Origin of the sequence: Bacteroides galacturonicus (assembly GCF_003096855.1) — a bacterium.
Taxonomy (GTDB): Bacteria; Bacillota; Clostridia; order Lachnospirales; family Lachnospiraceae; genus Lachnospira; species Lachnospira rogosae.
In genome coordinates, this window is record NZ_QEOA01000003.1 from 188,518 (window position 1) to 204,844 (window position 16,327).

General features: G+C 36.2%; 15 protein-coding genes. 12 read left to right on the forward strand and 3 right to left on the reverse strand.

Annotated features, from left to right (window positions below; all coding sequences use genetic code 11):
• Nucleotides 1-67 precede the first annotated feature (67 nt).
• On the forward strand, nucleotides 68-733 hold the full coding sequence (locus C7390_RS03705) for an ABC transporter ATP-binding protein (RefSeq protein WP_022502935.1): 666 nt from the start codon (nucleotides 68-70) through the stop codon (nucleotides 731-733).
• 206 nt (nucleotides 734-939) lie between these two features.
• On the opposite strand, the gene C7390_RS03710 is transcribed toward C7390_RS03705, so the two are convergent.
• Nucleotides 940-1,491 carry a prolyl-tRNA synthetase associated domain-containing protein gene (locus C7390_RS03710; RefSeq protein WP_022502934.1) on the reverse strand — a complete coding sequence of 184 codons (552 nt, stop codon included), beginning with the start codon at nucleotides 1,489-1,491 and terminating at the stop codon, nucleotides 940-942.
• Nucleotides 1,492-1,755: 264 nt separating this feature from the next.
• Here C7390_RS03710 and C7390_RS03715 point away from each other — a divergent pair, with 264 nt between their 5' ends.
• Together C7390_RS03715 and C7390_RS03720 are read left to right on the forward strand one after the other, a co-directional pair.
• Complete coding sequence (locus C7390_RS03715; RefSeq protein ID WP_022502933.1) at nucleotides 1,756-2,073, forward strand: type II toxin-antitoxin system RelB/DinJ family antitoxin; 318 nt, start codon at nucleotides 1,756-1,758, stop codon at nucleotides 2,071-2,073.
• Nucleotides 2,070-2,405, forward strand: a complete 336-nt coding sequence (locus C7390_RS03720; RefSeq protein ID WP_022502932.1) for a type II toxin-antitoxin system PemK/MazF family toxin — start codon at nucleotides 2,070-2,072, stop codon at nucleotides 2,403-2,405. Before C7390_RS03715 ends, C7390_RS03720 begins: the two co-directional genes overlap by 4 nt.
• Nucleotides 2,406-2,541: 136 nt before the next feature.
• Here C7390_RS03720 and C7390_RS03725 read toward each other — a convergent pair whose 3' ends face one another.
• Together C7390_RS03725 and adhE are read right to left on the reverse strand one after the other, a co-directional pair.
• Nucleotides 2,542-3,297, reverse strand: a complete 756-nt coding sequence (locus C7390_RS03725) for a phosphotransferase family protein (protein ID WP_055175601.1) — start codon at nucleotides 3,295-3,297, stop codon at nucleotides 2,542-2,544.
• A gap of 239 nt (nucleotides 3,298-3,536) precedes the next feature.
• On the reverse strand, nucleotides 3,537-6,173 hold the full coding sequence (gene adhE, locus C7390_RS03730) for a bifunctional acetaldehyde-CoA/alcohol dehydrogenase (RefSeq protein ID WP_116443633.1): 2,637 nt from the start codon (nucleotides 6,171-6,173) through the stop codon (nucleotides 3,537-3,539).
• A gap of 316 nt (nucleotides 6,174-6,489) precedes the next feature.
• Here adhE and C7390_RS03735 point away from each other — a divergent pair, with 316 nt between their 5' ends.
• The 9 genes from C7390_RS03735 (at nucleotide 6,490) to C7390_RS03775 (ending at nucleotide 16,217) form a co-directional block, all read left to right on the forward strand.
• Nucleotides 6,490-8,217, forward strand: a complete 1,728-nt coding sequence (locus tag C7390_RS03735; protein WP_116443634.1) for an ABC transporter ATP-binding protein — start codon at nucleotides 6,490-6,492, stop codon at nucleotides 8,215-8,217.
• The gene (locus C7390_RS03740) at nucleotides 8,217-10,079 is read left to right on the forward strand and encodes an ABC transporter ATP-binding protein (RefSeq protein ID WP_116443635.1); all 1,863 of its coding nucleotides are present in this window, start codon (nucleotides 8,217-8,219) and stop codon (nucleotides 10,077-10,079) included. The genes C7390_RS03735 and C7390_RS03740 overlap by 1 nt, the downstream gene beginning before the upstream one ends.
• A gap of 97 nt (nucleotides 10,080-10,176) precedes the next feature.
• On the forward strand, nucleotides 10,177-11,097 hold the full coding sequence (locus tag C7390_RS03745; protein ID WP_022502928.1) for an AAA family ATPase: 921 nt from the start codon (nucleotides 10,177-10,179) through the stop codon (nucleotides 11,095-11,097).
• On the forward strand, nucleotides 11,097-12,851 hold the full coding sequence (locus C7390_RS03750) for a vWA domain-containing protein (protein WP_116443636.1): 1,755 nt from the start codon (nucleotides 11,097-11,099) through the stop codon (nucleotides 12,849-12,851). Before C7390_RS03745 ends, C7390_RS03750 begins: the two co-directional genes overlap by 1 nt.
• Before the next feature lie 136 nt (nucleotides 12,852-12,987).
• Complete coding sequence (locus C7390_RS03755) at nucleotides 12,988-13,080, forward strand: zinc-ribbon domain-containing protein (RefSeq protein WP_022502926.1); 93 nt, start codon at nucleotides 12,988-12,990, stop codon at nucleotides 13,078-13,080.
• Between the two features lie 51 nt (nucleotides 13,081-13,131).
• Nucleotides 13,132-13,593 carry a MarR family winged helix-turn-helix transcriptional regulator gene (locus C7390_RS03760; protein WP_022502925.1) on the forward strand — a complete coding sequence of 154 codons (462 nt, stop codon included), beginning with the start codon at nucleotides 13,132-13,134 and terminating at the stop codon, nucleotides 13,591-13,593.
• Between the two features lie 223 nt (nucleotides 13,594-13,816).
• Nucleotides 13,817-14,218, forward strand: a complete 402-nt coding sequence (locus tag C7390_RS03765; protein ID WP_116443637.1) for a GntR family transcriptional regulator — start codon at nucleotides 13,817-13,819, stop codon at nucleotides 14,216-14,218.
• Nucleotides 14,219-14,265: 47 nt separating this feature from the next.
• Entirely contained in the window at nucleotides 14,266-15,672 is a 1,407-nt protein-coding gene (locus C7390_RS03770) for a hypothetical protein (protein ID WP_116443638.1), read from the forward strand.
• Nucleotides 15,673-15,875: 203 nt separating this feature from the next.
• Nucleotides 15,876-16,217 carry a HEAT repeat domain-containing protein gene (locus C7390_RS03775; protein ID WP_022502922.1) on the forward strand — a complete coding sequence of 114 codons (342 nt, stop codon included), beginning with the start codon at nucleotides 15,876-15,878 and terminating at the stop codon, nucleotides 16,215-16,217.
• The last annotated feature ends 110 nt before the right edge of the window (nucleotides 16,218-16,327 follow it).

A 16,327-nucleotide genomic window follows, 5' to 3' on the forward strand; every position in this document is an offset into this window, starting at 1 on the left:
AATATTAAAAATAATTATATATGGAATTACATATATGCAATTAGAGATATAGAAATGGAGGATAAGTATGGAGGCTATATTACAGGCTAAAGAGATATCCAAGACATATCATACAGGAAGTGTAGATGTTCCTGCATTAAAGCAGTGTTCCCTTGAATTCGGGAAAGGCGAATTTACAGCTATTATAGGAAAGAGTGGTTCGGGAAAATCTACATTATTAAGAATACTTGGAAGTATGGATACACCAGATACAGGCAGTATATTAATAAAAGGCGAGGACATAACACATATGAAGGACAAGAAGCTGTCAGGTTTCAGAAGAAGAAATATAGGCTTTATATATCAGGATTACAGCCTGTTTCCAGAATTTACATCATATGAAAATATAGTTATGCCAATTCTACTTGATGGAAAAAAGCCAGATGATGCAAAGGTTGATGAGATATTATCAGAATTAGAGATAAGCCATTGCAAGAATAAATATCCATCAGAAATGTCAGGTGGAGAACAGCAGAGAGTGGCAATTGCCAGAGCACTTATTACAAGTCCGGCGGTTATATTTGCTGATGAGCCTACAGGAAATCTTGATGCGGGAAGTGCAGAAACAGTTGCAAAGATGTTATCAAAAGCAAGTCAGAAATACGAGCAGACAATAATAATGGTAACACACGACAGACAGATGGCTGATTACGCAGACAGGATAATTACTATTTCAGATGGACAGATACAGTAATATTACATAGCAATAATAAATTGTGGCAGTATATTTCAAGCTATAGCTCATATAGGATTGTGAATTGCTGTTGTATGATTTGCTATTGATTATATATTATAAGTATATTTCACAATGGTATGAAAATAAGTGCTTAGTGTTAATCTATTCGGGGGAATGATAGATAACGCTAAGCACTTTATTTTAAGTGTTAGAGATTAATATACTTAAATATTTTCGTATCGTGGAAGTTCAACTATTATGGCTTCGTGGTGGACAGCCGGGAGAAACTTATCCATAACTTCGCTTGTCTTTAACTTAAGGCTTGAAGTATTGATACAAGGGTGACAGCCAAGAGAAGCTTCTTCAAGTACTTCCTTGTCAATAAGTAACTGGACGTGGTTGTCAGTATCATTCATAAGCCCCATAATAGATACTGAACCCGGTGTTATATCAAGATATTCTTTCATATATTCCTCATCGGCGAATGAAAGTCGTGCAGAGTTAATCTGCTGGCTTAAATCTTTAGTCTTAAATACTTTATCTCCCGGCATCATAAGAAGATAGAATTGTGTTTTCTGTCGGTTGCATAAGAAAAGGTTCTTGCATATAAGTGTGCCAAGAATTTTATCAATATCGTTGCATACTTCCATTGTTGTTGCTGGTTCGTGGTCGGTTCTGTAATATTCCATTCCTAACTGGTCAAGTAAATCATATACTCTGATTTCTTTATCAAGTCTGTCAGCTTCATTGGCTGGTCTGCCTTTTATTAGTTCCATAGTGTTCTTGTAGTCCTTTCTTATGATTATAGTGTATATAATTGATTATAATGTATATAATAATTTATTTTAGTATATTGATTTATTGTGGGGAATGCAAGTTATATAGTGAGGTATTAGTTGTCTGCAATATAATATAGAGTATGGTGTTTGATGTAGATAAGGTTAAAAATAATACATTGTTATAACAATGTATTGACAAAACAACAGGAAAGGCATATTCTAATATTAGAGTAAATTTATAATTTGAAAGGGATGGTAATTATGGCTAATACTAATGTGACTATGAGAATAGACGAGAATTTAAAAAGTCAGTTGCAGGAGTTAGTATCAAATCTTGGAATGGATATGACAACATTTTTTACTATGGCGGCTAAACAGGCAGTAAGAGAGCAGGCTTTACCATTTCACCCGGATATGAATGTTGGGAGATATAGCGATAAAGCATATCAAATGGCAATGGCAAATACTAATTATAATGCTGATGGTAAAGCTGTAATAGCATCAGATGATGAATGGGTAGAAGAAACTGAATGGGATGATATGTTTGAGCAAATGAAAAAAGAAAGAGAGGCAGAATGAGAAAAGGAGAAGTATGGTTTGTAGAATTTCCGTTGGAGGAAGATGCGAGTAGAATAATAAATAGACCAGTTATTGTACTTGATGAAAATGTATTAGGGGTATTATCAGTGAAGATAACTAAACATAAAGTAAGAAAGGAAGACCCTTATGATATTCCAATTATATATTGGAGTGAAGCAGGGCTGAGATTAGCTTCAACTGCTAGAGTATCAAAGGTTACAGTGCTTAATAAAGACAGCTTTATATTTAAAATAGGAAATCTTCACAATGATGATATGGATAGAATAGAAGCTATGTATAGCAAATTTCTTGAAGATAATAATATTATATAAAATATAATAAAACCAGCCATATGATGTCATTTCCCATAAAAGAGGCAGGGGATATCATATGGCTGGTTTTATAAAGTTAAACAATGAAGAATATTAATACATTTGATTAACAGATGTATCGTAAGTTAATATCTGATTACTGGAAATCACATATGTCAATCATAGCCTCAAGCATTTCCTTTTCTTCTGGCTTTTTCTTAGTAAGTCTTGCGGCGGCTACGATAGGCATCCACTTATCAACGTAACGCTTATCAGTAGAAGTCTTCTCACAGAACATTGATATGTACTTATCGGCAAGTGCTTCATCGTTCAGTTTAAGTGTAAGGTAAGTATTAGCCGCATCGGCAGAAGCATTACCTTTAGTAGCGTGTACCCAGTCAACAGCAGTAATTGCAATTATCTGGTTGTTGTCATCAGTCTGTACTATAATATTTTCTGGACAATAATCACCGTGGCATAATTTAGTATGATAAGGAAGCTCTGAAAGTCTTGAGTCCAGCTCATATTTCGTGTCAGCAGGAATATTAAGCTCATTAATCTGTCGCTCAAGCTTACTTTTCATATCGACTAAAAGAGGGTTGCTGTGCTTATTAATAGCTATCTGGTAGTCAACCATAGCCTCTATGTAAGCATCTGCATTTTCAGGGTGTTTAGCTAACAGCTCTTTTAAAGTTTCTCCTTTGGCATATTCGCTTGTGATAGTCCATTTGCCATCTACTACAGATACATTAAGAAGTCGTGGTATATCAAGTCCTGTATCTTCAACTCTTGCAGTGTTAAGTGCTTCATATAATACATCGGATTTGCTGTAAGATAGTGCAAATACTTTCTCAGCCTTATCCTTATCAACGTATACAGATTTTAGAGTTCCTTTATATATACATTTTTTCATAATAACCTCCATTCCTGCCCATTACTATGTAGGCATTCAAGTTCATACGCAGATGTCAATTCTGCGAGAGGGCAATCTTTATAAAGATTGCCACATATCCATTCATATCTTTATATAACGGGACAAGTGGTATTGTACATATAACAAGCCCGTTGTGTCTGTCAGTGAGAATAATGTTATCTGACATTGACAATATATTATCATAATAATATATATATAATTTATATTGATTATTTATATTACTTAGTCTTTATATCCTCTGGATTAACCTCTTTTCCATAGTAAGCCTTAAGATACATAGCCTTTATCTCACTCATAAGAGGATATCTTGGGTTAGCACCTGTGCACTGGTCATCAAATGCATTTTCAACCATCTCATCAAGTGTAGCAAGGAAGTCTTTTTCATCAACTCCGTAGTCTTTGATAGTCTTCTTAATTCCAACCTTATCCTTAAGCTCCTCAATAGCCTTTAAGAAGTTCTCAAACTTCTCATCATCGTTCTTGCCGGCAATACCAAGGAAGTTAGCACATTCAACATATCTTTCCTTGCAGTGAGGATAAGCATACTGTGAGAATGTTCCCATCTTAGCTGGAACTTCTGCGGCATTAAAGCGCATTACATCTGTAATAAGAAGTGCGTTAGCAATGCCGTGAGGTATATGGTGGTAAGCACCAAGCTTGTGAGCCATAGAGTGGCATACACCAAGGAATGCGTTGGCAAATGCCATACCAGCCATAGTAGAAGCGGTAGCCATCTGTTCTCTTGCCTTGGCATCGTGAGGTCCATTCTCATATGCCGCTGGAAGATATTCAAATATATTCTTCATAGCCTTAAGTGCAAGACCATCAGTATAATCTGTAGCCATAATAGAAGCATATGCTTCAAGAGCATGTGTTAATGCATCTATACCAGAAGCGGCTGTAAGTCCCTTAGGCTGGTCCATACACATATCAGCATCAATAATAGCCATCTTAGGAAGTAGTTCATAGTCAGCAAGAGGATACTTTATGCCAGTCTTTTCATCAGTGATAACTGCGAAAGGTGTAACCTCTGAACCAGTACCAGAAGAAGTAGGAATAGCTATAAAGTAGGCTTTTTCGCCCATCTTAGGGAATGTGTAGATACGTTTTCTTATATCCATAAATCTCATAGCCATATCCATAAAGTCAACTTCAGGATGTTCGTACATAACCCACATAATCTTGGCAGCATCCATAGCAGAACCACCACCGATAGCAATGATACAGTCAGGCTCAAAGCTGTTGATAGCCTTAGTTCCTTCAATAGCACATTCTAATGTAGGGTCTGGTGCAACATTGAAGAAGGTTGTGTGTGTTATGCCAAGTTCATCAAGCTTGTCGGTAACGCACTTAGTGTAGCCATTCTTATATAAGAACTGGTCTGTAACAATAAATGCTTTCTTCTTGCCTAATACAGTCTTTACCTCGTTAAGTGCAACAGGAAGGCAGCCTTTCTTAAAGTATACCTTTTCAGGTGCTCTGAACCACAGCATATTTTCTCTCCTCTCAGCAACAGTCTTAATATTAATAAGGTGCTTTACGCCTACATTTTCAGATACAGAGTTACCGCCCCACGAACCACAGCCAAGTGTAAGAGAAGGTGCTAACTTAAAGTTATAAAGGTCACCGATACCGCCTTGTGAAGAAGGTGTATTAATAAGAATACGGCAGGTCTTCATAGCTTCCTCGAACTTAGCAAGCTTGTAGTTTTCAGTTGCAGAATTAATATATATAGAAGAAGTATGACCAAATCCGCCATCAGCTATTAGACGCTCAGCTTTACTTATGGCATCATCAAAATCCTTTGCCTTATACATAGCAAGAACAGGAGATAACTTCTCGTGTGCGAATTCTTCTGAAAGGTCAACAGAAGTAACTTCGCCAATGAGAATTTTGGTGGTTTCAGGTACTTCTATGCCGGAAAGCTTTCCGATATTATAAGCACTCTGGCCAACTATCTTGGCATTTAACGAGCCATTGATAATGATAGTCTTTCTTACTTTATCAAGCTCAGTCTTATTAAGGAAGTGACAGCCGCGTTTAGTGAATTCCTCTTTAACCTGCTTATATATAGATGAGTCAACGATTACTGACTGCTCAGAAGCACATATCATACCATTATCAAATGTCTTAGAATGGATAATAGAGTTGACGGCAAGTATAACATCGGCAGTACTGTCGATAATAGCTGGAGTGTTACCAGCACCTACGCCAAGTGCAGGCTTTCCAGATGAATAAGCTGCCTTAACCATACCAGGACCACCAGTTGCAAGTATAATGTCGGCTTCTTTCATAAGAGTGTTGGTAAGTTCAAGGCTTGGAACATCAACCCAGCCGATTATACCCTCTGGAGCACCGGCAGCAACAGCAGCCTCAAGTACAACCTTAGCAGCAGCTATTGTGCTTTCCTTAGCACGGGGATGTGGGCTTATGATAATGCCGTTACGTGTCTTTAATGAAATAAGAGTCTTGAATATAGCAGTAGAAGTTGGATTAGTTGTAGGAATAACAGCGGCAACAACACCGATAGGCTCTGCGATCTTCTTAATGCCATAGGCTTTATCTTCCTCAATAACACCGCAGGTCTTTGTATCGCGGTATGCGTTGTAAATGTATTCAGCGGCATAGTGATTTTTGATTACCTTGTCTTCAACAATTCCCATACCAGTTTCTTTAACAGCCATCTTGGCAAGAGGTATTCTTGCTTTATTAGCGGCAAGGGCGGCAGCAGTAAATATCTTGTCAACCTGTTCCTGTGAATATGTTGAGAAGATACGCTGTGCCTCTTTTACAGAGCTTATAAGCTCTTCAAGAGACTGGATGTTGTCAACTACTAAAGATTTTTCTTTGCTCATAATTAGTTCCCCTTTTCTTAGATAATCATACATATACTTTGTTAGTGATGTATAGTGTTACACGAAGTAACTATCTTAATAAAAATAAGATTGATAATTAATTAACAATCATTATGGTCACACTTTAACACTTATATATGCAGATGTCAATAAATTATTGCCGTTTTATAGAAAGTTTAGAAGTTAATAATTTATCAGTTCCCAATTTAGATATGGATAATCAGGTATTTGAAGTCTGAAGGCTGAAAATATAAGTTGACAGTGCAAAAATTGATGTTACAATAGTTGCAGATACAACAATTGGAGGTGCATTTTAATGCTTAAAAGAATATTTTCTTATATGAAACAGTATAAGAAATATGCCTGTCTGGCACTTTTATGTATTGCTGTTGAGGCAGTGCTTGAACTTATGGTGCCTATGATTATGGCTGATTTAATTGATAATGGTGTTGCTAATGGCGACACAGCTTATATTTATACTAAGGGCTTGCAGATGGCAGGATGTGCGGTTCTGGCACTTATCCTTGGCATTGGAAGTGCAAGATTTTCAGCACTTGCAGGACAGGGACTTGGCGCTAATATAAGGCAGGCAGAATATGAGAAATTACAATCATATTCATTTGCCAATATAGACCATTTCAGGGTTTCTTCGCTGGTTACTCGTCTGACAAGTGATGTTACGAATATACAGAATTCGGTATCAACAGGTATGAGACCATTAGGCAGAAGCCCGGTTATGCTTATATTTGCATCGTCAGTAGCATTTACAATTAACAGAACACTTGCATTCGTGTTTTTCGTGGCACTGCCTATACTTGCCGTGCTTCTCATAATTATTATTATGAATGTCCGTCCACTTTATGGACGTATGCAGAATGCAATAGATTTAGTCAACAGAAGCATTCAGGAAAATCTTACTGCGATAAGAGTAGTTAAAGCATATGTAAGAGGTGATTACGAGGTTGCTAAGTTTGAGGAAGTTAATGCTAATCTTAAGAAAGAGTCAGAGAAAGCATTCGGTATAGCAGTTCTTAATATGCCAGCTATGCAGTTTGTTATGTATGGAACGATTATATCAATTCTCTTTATCGGCGGACATCTTATTAATGCAGGACAGTTAAAGATTGGTGAGCTTACAAGCTTTTTAAGTTATGTTCTTCTTATACTTAATTCACTTATGATGATGTCAAATGTATTTCTTATGATGACACGTTCTTTAGCCTCAGCTTCAAGAATTGTCGAAGTTCTTGATGAAAAAATAGACATAACAGATGAACAGGCAGAGGATATAAGTGTTAAAAAGGGTTCAATTGAGTTTGACCACGTATGGTTTAAATACAAGAAAGAGGCAAAAGAATATGTTCTTTCTGATGTTTCATTTAATATAGAAGCAGGACAGACTATTGGAATAATAGGACAGACGGGTTCAGCCAAGACAACGCTTGTATCACTTATTCCAAGATTATACGATGCAACCAAAGGAACGGTGAGAATAGACGGAATAGATGTAAAAAAATATCCTATGAGACATTTAAGGGATGCTATTGCAGTTGTATTGCAGAAGAACACTTTATTCTCAGGCTCACTGCTTTCTAACCTCTACTGGGGTAATGAGAATGCTTCTATGGAGGAGATAAATGAAGCCTGCCATATTGCCTGTGTAGATGAATTCTTAGACAGACTTCCACAGGGGTATGATACTGATATGGGACAGGGCGGTGTCAATGTATCAGGTGGACAGAAGCAGAGAATATGTATTGCGAGAGCTATATTAAAAAAGCCAAAGGTGCTTATTCTTGATGACTCAACAAGTGCGGTAGATACAGCGACAGAAGCTAAGATAAGAGAGGGGCTTGCTAAGAAGCTTCCTGATATGACCAAGATTGTAATAGCACAGAGAATATCTTCGGTAAAGCACGCTGACCAGATTATCATACTGGACAGGGGAAAGGTAGCTGCGATAGGCACACACGAAACACTTCTTGCCAATAACAGGATTTATCAGGAAATATATGAATCACAGAAGGAAGGGGTGGATTTATAATGGCTAAATATGTTGGATATAAAAGACCTAAAGATACCAAGAAGACATTGAAACAGTTATTCGTATATCTTGGACATTATAAATGGATGCTTATATTAGTAGCATTTCTTGTATTCATAAGTGCAGGAGCTAATGTTACAGGAACATATCTTATTAAGCCTGTTGTCAATAGATTTATTGTTCCGGGCAATATGACAGGACTTTTAAAGGCTGTTATAGCTATGGGCGTAATGTATGCGTGTGGAGCATTATCAACACTTGGATATAACCGCATTATGGTGAAAATGTCACAGAAGGTTATACAGGATATAAGAAATGATTTATTTAAGCATACACAGAAGCTTCCATTAAAATATTTCGATGCACATACACACGGCGAACTTATGAGCCGTTTTACTAATGATGTTGATACAGTTCAGGAAGCTATGAATAACAGTTTTGCTATGATAATACAGAGTTTTATTATGCTGTTTGGTACACTTACGATGATGATGGTATTAAGCATACGTCTTTCTATGATAGTTGTCGTATTTCTTATTATAATGTTCTTCTTTATCAAATTTAACAGTAAGCACAGTAAGAAATATTTTAACAGACAGCAGGAAGAGCTTGGTAAAATCAATGGATTCGTTCAGGAGATGATGGCTGGACAGAAGGTTGAGAAGGTATTTAACCACGAGGAAAAGGATTACGGGAAATTCTGTGAAATGAATGAAAATTTCAGAAAAGAGTCAACTAATGCACTGGCATTTGCTGGAATGATGATTCCTACAATAGTAAGTCTTTCTTATCTTAATTATGCAATATCAGCCTGTGTTGGCGGTATATTTACATTAAAGGGACTTATGGATTTAGGTACGCTTTCGGCTTATCTTGTATATGTAAGACAAAGTGCAATGCCACTTAACCAGTTCACACAACAGGTTAATTTCCTGCTTTCAGCCTTATCAGGTGCAGAGCGTATATTTGATATGATGAACGAAGAACCTGAGGTTGATGAAGGCAGTGTTACATTATGTAATGTTACGAAAAATGAGGCCGGGGAACTTATGGAAGCTTCAGTTAATACAGGCATATACGCATGGAAGGTTCCAGTAGCGAAAGATAAAGCAGGCTATCTTGTTGAGTTAAAGGGAGATGTGCGATTTAAAGATGTTGTGTTTGGATATGTAAAAGAAAAGACTATTCTTAATGATGTAACTTTATATGCAAAGCCGGGACAGAAGATAGCATTTGTAGGCTCAACCGGTGCAGGAAAGACAACAATAGTTAATCTTATTAACAGATTTTATGATATCCAGTCAGGAACAATAACTTATGACGGAATAGACATTAAGGATATAAGTAAAGATGATTTAAGAAGGTCAATGGCAATGGTTATACAGGAAACACATCTGTTTACAGGAACTATTGCGGACAATATACGATATGGAAAGCTTGATGCAACAGATGAGGAAGTAAGGGAGGCAGCTGTAATAGCTAATGCAGATTCATTTATAAGAAGGCTTCCAGATGGTTATGATACAATGCTTTATTCCGATGGAAGCAATCTTTCACAGGGACAGCGCCAGCTTCTTGCCATTGCGAGGGCAGCAGTAGCCAAGCCTCCTGTACTTATTCTTGATGAGGCGACAAGCTCAGTAGATACAAGAACAGAAAGACTTATCGAGAATGGTATGGATGCAATAATGGAAGGCAGAACAGTATTCGTTATTGCACACAGATTGTCAACTGTAAGAAATTCCAAGGCGATTATGGTACTTGAGAAAGGACAGATTATTGAGCGTGGAAGCCACGATGAGCTGATAGAGCAGAAAGGAAGATATTATCAGCTCTATACGGGACAGTTCGAGCTTGAATAAATCGGACATTAATATAGCTTGAATTATTGTAATTTGAAATAAATAAATAAAAAGAATATAATCAAAATATAAAAAAATAGTTAAAGAGGTGTTGGTATTGAATAATCTGATTGAGTTTTTGAAGCAGGAAGGTGTTTCTGCACAGCTTGTAGAAGAAGTCCGGCATTATTCAGAAGAACATACTGTAGATGAAGCATTAAAAAAACGTATTCCTGTACCACATTTTCATTATTATGGCAATAAGGTATGGGAAGAGGCTCTTGCAGTGCTTCTGTGTGGCAGAAATCTTTTGCTGGCAGGAGAGAAGGCAACGGGAAAAAATGTGCTTGCACAGAATCTTGCAGCAGTTTTTGAACGTCCGGCATGGGATATTTCCTTCCATGTTAATATGGATGCGGCTGCGCTGATAGGTTCTGATACATTTCACGATGGCAGGGTTACATTCAGACCCGGACCGGTGTATTGCTGTGCACAAAGTGGCGGCTTTGGGATTCTCGATGAAATCAATATGGCAAGGAATGAAGCACTTGCAGTCTTACATTCTGTACTTGATTTCAGACGTGTAATTGATGTTCCAGGATATGACAGGATAGAGGTTGCAGATGATACACGTTTTATTGCTACGATGAATTATAATTATGCAGGTACAAGGGAATTAAATGAGGCACTTGCCTCAAGATTTGTAGTTATACAGATGCCGCCACTGGCAAAGGAAGATCTTGAGAGACTGTTAAAGGATCAGTTCCCTTCACTGGTTACTAAGTATAACAAACAGTTTGCACTTTTATTTAATGAACTTCAGAAAAAATGTGAAAATGGTGAACTTACAGAGAAAGCTTTGGATCTGCGTGGATTAATTGATGCTGTAAGTCTTATAAAAAAGGGTATTCCAATCAGGGATGCATTGGATCTTGGAATTACCAATAAGATATTTGACAGCTATGAAAAAGAGCTTATACGTGATGTCATAGCTTCAAGGTTTCCTTTAAAGCTGCATAATACGGAGGTGTTTGAATAATGCGTACCATTTCTTATACTGCTAAGGAAAGACGGGCTGCTAATCAGGTATGGAATGCGGCGGAACGCTATAATTTTGATCCATTGTTTCTGGCTGTTGAAACAGGGGATTTAGATTCAGATTTATATATGAATCTTATAATTGGACTGGCATATAAGTATTATGGTGAAAAGGCAATCAGCACTTTATTTGGTTATTGGAACGGAGATATCAGTCAGGCTATGCTGGATGATCTGACATGGCTTTATCTGGAACATGTACTGTATACAGAGGAAGCATTAAAACGTCCGTCTATGACTGATTTACGGGTTTATTATGGAAAGGCTTTTTTTGCAGGTGAATATAAGCTGTCGAGGCAGGAGTGGATGAGTAAAAACCGGCTTGTATATAATATGCAGTCAGCCAGATGGAGCAGTGTGTCAGGGAAAAAGAAGGTTCTGCTGACACCAAATGAACAAAAGCTGTATGCAGAACTGACACCACAGATAATGCCTGAAACAGACCGGTTGATAGATGCTGTGCTGGCAATTTATCGCAAATTTAATCTTTTTGATGGCGTAAAACATGAAAAAAAAGCGTTGCGACTGCATTTTACAGGGGCATTTGCCCGGATAATGACAAGAATAATGCCTGTCAGCTCTGTAAGAAATAATAATGTAATGGTTATGCGTTCTTCTGAGGCGGACAATATGACTGGTGAAGCAGCTTACAGTAAAAAGAAAGATAATATAACATATAAGAAAGAAAATGATGACTGCTCTTATATTGAGAATTGTTTTGGAAGATCTGTTATATCAGAGCAGACTCTTATTAAAATAGAAAAAGAACTGTGTACAGGCAGTCATACAGGATGCCATTTATGGTTTACAGATGGAAAATATATAACAAAGAAAAATATACCGAAGGAATTTCTTCATTTAAGAGAACAGTCACAGCTGCAGGTTGAAAGAAATCATTCATATTATAATAAAAATGTACGGCTTTATGATAGTCTTATTGCACATATAGTCGAACAAATCCGTAATAGCGAATATATAAGTCAGAAGACAGATGTAATATCAGGTCAGAGAGGAAGGCTTGATACAACCAAAGTATGGCGTGCAGAATATATAGAAGATAACAGGATTTTTCACACATATGAAGATGATAATCAACCGTCCTTTACAGTGGATCTGCTTCTTGATGCATCTGCTTCAAGGCTTCAGTATCAGGAAATGCTTGCTGCGCAGGGAGTAATTATTTCCAAAAGCCTCGTGAAATGTAATATACCGGTCAGGGTAACAAGATTTTGCAGTGTTAGAGGATATACAGTTTTTCATATATTGAAGTCTTTTAGGGATAAGAAGTGCGACAATATTTTCAATTATTATGCTGCCGGTTGGAATCGTGATGGTCTTGCTTTTCGGGGAATTGGTAAAATCCTTGATATGAACCCGGGGGTGGCTGACAGGCATCTTGTGATTATTTTAACAGATGCTGCGCCTAATGACAGCCAGCGTATTCTGCCATCACAGGACAGCCCGTTTGGACATGATTATAGCGACGATATTTCTGTTAATGATGCAGCCGAAGAGGTACGTGCACTGCGTGCTAAAGGAATACATGTATCAGCCGTTTTTATGGGAAATGATGCGGCGGCCAATAGCGCAGAAAAGATTTATGGAAAAGAATTTACAAGAATACGTCGTATTGATGAGCTGGCAAAGGCGGCAGGAAGACTTATACAAAAAGAGATTCAGTCGTTGACAAGATAATTGCAAATGTGTATGTGATTAGGAATGGAGATAATAGGGTGTTGGTATTTTATATTTTTATATAATTGTGAAAATGTATATATACATAAAATGACAACTAATATAAAATAAAAAAACAAAAGAAATGGAGAATGTAATGTACTGTAAAAATTGCGGAATGAAACTGGAGAATGGGACTAAGTTCTGCGGCGGATGTGGAATGCCAGTCGATAATGAGATTTTTGAATGAAAAAATACTTGATTATATGGAGAGGACAATAATTAAGAAAAGAGGGTCATTATGAAAAGTAAGCAGAATGTAAGACATTACCTGTTTGACGTGGAAATGCTAAGACGAAGATTATTAAGACCATATTTTATAGAACTTGGACTGACAGTTGGACAGGGGCAGCCACGCATATTATATGAGTTAAGAAAATGTGATGGAATGAGCCAGAAAGAATTGTCAGATGCCTGCCTTATAGAGGTGACTACGATGTCAAGAACGCTTGACAGATTAGAGAGTATGGGACTTATTAAAAGACAGAATAATCCAGAGTGCAGGCGTTCGTGGATTATATCTTTAACAGAAGAAGGAAAGGAAAAAGCTGACAGGGTATCTGATATATTTGATATGGCTGAGGAAGTGTTCCGCAAAGGTATAGGCGAAGAAGAGCTTAACAGTATGTGTGCAACGCTTGAAAAGATAGAGAATAATCTTAATGAAGCTATAGAGGAGCAAAGCACGGAGGGGAATAATTAACAGGTAATAGTATCTGATAATAGTATTCAATTATATTATTTTCAAATTATATTGCAAAGTAGTATTATTTGTATTACAATAACTAATACAAATAATACTACTTTTTTATTTGCCTTATTAATAAGATTGTGAAAAGGTTATATTTGTTTAATGTAAGGTTCATAAGATATCGGTTAGGTCAATTCTATGTTGTGAATATTGTGTCAGGAAAGGAGTTAATACAATGATTATTGAATTAGATATGAATAGCAGTACACCTATATATGTCCAGCTTCGTAATCAGATTGTAATGGGAATTGGACGTGGTGAATTAAAGCTTGGCGAGAGCCTGCCAACGGTAAGACAGCTTGCACAGTATATTGGAGTTAATACAATGACAGTGAATAAAGCGTACCAGATATTAAAGACAGAAGGATATATTAAAATTGACCGCAGGCACGGAGCAATAGTATCAGATAATATTGATATGGATATTGTATTCAGGGAAAAGCTTGAAAATGAACTTGAATTATTATTAGCAGAAGCAGCTATCAATGGAATGGATAAGAACGATTTTCTTAGTATGTGCAATGAAATATATTCAAAAATCAAAGTGTCAGGTGACAGTGAACCAAAGACAACATAAATACAAAAGTAAAAGCATTTTGGTGATTGGACGGGGAGGATAATATTATGGAAATAGCATTGTTTATGATAGCTTTAGTAACCAATATATTTACAATTTTAATTCTGAGATTTGGATTTATAGGCAATTATGAATATAAGCAGGGAATGATTCTTGGTGTTCATATACCACAGGAGAATATTGGTGATGAAGAAGTAGTAAGCCTTATGGAAAAGGCAAAGCGTAATTATAAAATATTCCAGAATGTTAATGTGGTTCTTGGTATAGTGATATGTTTTGTGAATTTTCTTAATATGATAATATTTGTGCTTATCTGGTGTGTGTGGCTGATTGGTTATGCTGTAGGCATAGAATTACTGATTATTATGCCACATAGGAAAATGTATGATATAAAGATTAAGAATAAATGGGTTATAGAAAGCCAGAAAAGGATATATGCAGATACTTCCCTGTCAGCGGGCAGAGGAGAAGTTAAGCTGTATTATCATTTAATACCGATATGTTCTGAGATTGTTACAGGTATTATTCTGTGGGCAGTAAAGGGTGGAACAAAGGATTTTAATCAGGCACTTATATTATTACTTATTACATTGCTTGTATCGTTGATATCATTTGTATTTAATGTGGCATTTAATAAAAGAGAAAGAACTGTATATAGTAAAGATTCAGCTGTTAATCAGGCAGTCAACAAGACTGTTAAAAAATATATATTTAAAGGATTGCTAATAACTAATATAATCACTGCTTTCTCGTGGATATATATATTTATTGAATATATCGGACATAGCAGAATAACAGATGCAGACTATTATGTGTATATGGGAATTCAATTTATGTATACACTTGTTATTTTATGGATGATTATTGTTATCGGAAAGAAGAAAGAGGAGATACTTAACAGAGATAACGAGCCGTTATATGTAGATGATGATGAGTATTGGAAAACTGGATTCTATAATAACCCTGCTGATCCTAAAGTATTAGTCAAGAACAGACTGAGTGATACGAATTATTCATTCAATCTTGGTAATAAAGCTGGAAAAGCAATAATGTGGTCGCTTGAGGCTGTCGTTGCCGGATTTATTATATGGTTTGTGGCTATTATGATACCATATATTAATGTCCATATAGATACAGAAATTAAAGATAATTACTTCACGGTAAAAGCTGTGGGATATGAGTTCTCAATCAATATTGATGATATTGAGGAAGTACAGCTTATGGATAAAATGCCTAAAGACAGCTTTACAAGAACTAATGGCGGGGCAACAGAAGAGTATAATATAGGTAATTATAAAGGCAATACATATGGAAAATGTATGCTTTTTATATGGAATGGATATGGACCTGTGGTTATGATAAAGGGAGATAACAAGACAGTATTTGTTAATTATAAGGAAGATGGGGAAGCATTAAAGCTTTATGAGCAGTTGTCTGGTGCAGATAAAATATGACTACTTCGTAGTCACTTAGAAGTTTCTTCGAAACTTCGTATGCGTGGAAAAGCTGCGCAAAAAATAAGATATAATGAGCATATCAAAATTGCATTTTACATTTAATGATAAAAGATGTATAATCTGTGTTAATGAAAACCTAATTAATAAATATCGCGATAGATTAGATTTCACTATTTATATTTATAAGGGAGGAATCTGATATGCTATTTAAGAAGGATATTAACAAAAAAATCGAACATCTTGTAAAGAAGAATGATTTCTATGCAGTTGCAGATTATGTATATGGAACTAAGGAAGAGAAGCTTGATCTGGCTAAAGCCTTAGGAACTAACGATAATAACAGCAGTGTTGATTTATTGTTAAGACTTGTTGATGATAAAGATGATGATGTTGTATATGCAGCTTGTGAGGCATTAAGAAATGTCGGATCAGAACACAATACTGCGGATTTACTTGAGAAGCTTAATAATCTTCCAAAAGAAAAAGAGCATTTAAGAGAAGAAATCAGCAGGACTGTACAGGAATTACATCATAGAAATTAATATAAACGATATATAAGACTTATTGAAATATATCAGAAAGATAAAATATATGTAAACTGTATAAAAGTGTATGGTGGTTGTATAATGAAGTTTATAGATAGCTGATAACG